The sequence below is a fragment of the Glycomyces sp. NPDC021274 genome (assembly GCF_040641195.1).
Classification (GTDB): Bacteria; Actinomycetota; Actinomycetes; order Mycobacteriales; family Micromonosporaceae; genus Glycomyces.
The window spans coordinates 1-1,837 of sequence record NZ_JBFADC010000047.1 but is presented as its reverse complement, the minus strand read 5'-3'; the positions used below and the strand labels follow the sequence as shown (position 1 = coordinate 1,837).

General features: G+C 71.3%; 2 protein-coding genes. Both read right to left on the bottom strand.

From position 1 onward, the window contains the following. The coding region (locus tag AB0I03_RS26410; RefSeq protein WP_360417304.1) for a mobilization protein at positions 1–1,189 on the bottom strand (1,189 nt) is incomplete at its 3' end. Further along, positions 1,179–1,769, bottom strand: a complete 591-nt coding sequence (locus AB0I03_RS26405; protein WP_360417306.1) for a hypothetical protein — start codon at positions 1,767–1,769, stop codon at positions 1,179–1,181. The genes AB0I03_RS26405 and AB0I03_RS26410, both read right to left, overlap by 11 nt. Positions 1,770–1,837 lie beyond the last annotated feature (68 nt).

Sequence of the window (1,837 nt, the reverse complement as noted above, 5' to 3'; positions counted from 1 at the left end):
CGGCGCGGGCCACATGCAGGGCCGCGAAGACCACAGCGATGGCCAGGCCACCGGGAAGGTTGGGGGCGTACGCAAGTTCCTTGGCGGCTCGGCGCAGTTCGGTGGCGGCTTGGTGGTCGCCCCGGATCGACGAGCGGCGGGCGCGGTTGAACGCCTGGGCTGCCGCTTGCAGTTGCTCCTGGTGCGGGCCGGGTGTGGCGCGGGCGAGGTTGTGCAGGGCGTCGCCAAAGGCTTCCAAGTGCCCTTGGGCCACGGCATCGTCTCCCGCATCGAGAACCGCGCGAGCCGTGCGCACGGCGGATTCGGTACGGCGCCACGAGTCGGCCGGGTCCGCCACCTGCTGGGGTCGGTCGGCCACCTCCTGGGTGGGGAGGCGTTCGGTCAGGCGGTTGTAGGACAGGTCGGGGGCGAGTTTGGAGCCGCCGTACCAGATGGTGTCGCCGGGTGCGGCCAGGCTGTAGCCGTCCACTTCGCCGGTCTTGGCGCTGATGCGCGGCTTGACCTGGATGCCGAGCGAGCCCAGCACGGTGAAGTACTCGTCGATGCTGCGTACGGAGGCGGCGACCGCGTACGCCTGCTCGCGCAGCCACTCCCGCGCGGTCACGTCCTGCCCCTGGCGCTCGGCCTTGGCCCGCTCGGCCCCGGTGGGTGTCTTGGGGGCAGTGAGGTCGCCGGACTTGAGGCGGCGCAGCCCGAACTCGGCTTCGATCTTGCGGCATTCCTTCTGGGCCCGCCAGCCGTCCCGGTTCGTGCGGGGCCGGCGGCCGTCGGCGCGGACGGTGGTGGCCAGGATGTGGATGTGGTCATCCGCGTGCCGTACCGCGATCCATCGGCAGGCTTTCTCGTCGGCTTCGGGGGCGATGCCGGTGGCGTCGACGACGCGGCGGGCGACCTCGGCCCACTCGGCGTCGGTCAGGTAGCGGTCACCGGGCGCGGTGCGTACCGGACAGTGCCACACGTGCTGCGGTGGCTTCTTGCCGAGTTCGCGGGTACGCAGGTCGACGTGGTGGTCGAGGCGGTTGGCGAGTTGGGTGTAGGTGGCTTCGGGGTCGCGGCCGGGGTCAGGGGCGCCGGTGAGGTCCCAGGCGACGACGATGTGGGGGTCGGTGTGTTCGTCGCGGCGACCGGGGCCGAAGAGGTAAGCGATCAGTCCGCGGGTGTCGGAGCCGGTGGAGACGTCAGGCACCATGAGCGGCAGCTTCCTCTATGAGCTGGTCCATCAGCCGGTAACTGGCCTCGGCGGCTTGCTCGATGTGGTCGAGTACGGCCTCGGTGCGCTCGGGTATCGCGCCGGAGTGGACGGCCATGGTGATCTGGTTGAGGTTAGTGCCGATCCGGTTCAGCGCCTTGGTGTGTGCCTCGACGGCCTCCACCAGCGGGCGGATGGGGTCGTCCTCTGGGCTGCCGACCATGTCCGCCTTGCCGAGCGCGACCGCGAGCGCGGCGTCGCCGACGAACCCGGCGAACGTCTGGCCGCGCCGCTTGGCTTCGTCATCGATGGTCTGTACGGCGGTCGCGGTGAAGCGGATGGTCTTGTCTCGGTCGCGCTTCTCGGTGGTGCGCTTACGGTTCATCCGCGCGGGCAGCACCGGGGCGTCAGGCTCACGCCACGAGGGCTTCTCAATGGGCGGTCGCGCATCGGCGGGCACTTCGGTATGCGGGACGGCGGGGTGCTCGGCGCTGTCGGTGCGGGGCTCGGCGTCGGGCTCGGCCTTCCCCTCCCCCGGCTCGGGCGCCCGCTGGCGCCCGGCCCCCTCTTCCTCCGCCACCCCTGGGGCGGGGGCAAGCGCGGACGAAGCCTCGTTAGAGGCTCGTTCGCTCCAGCTTGCTGCTGTCC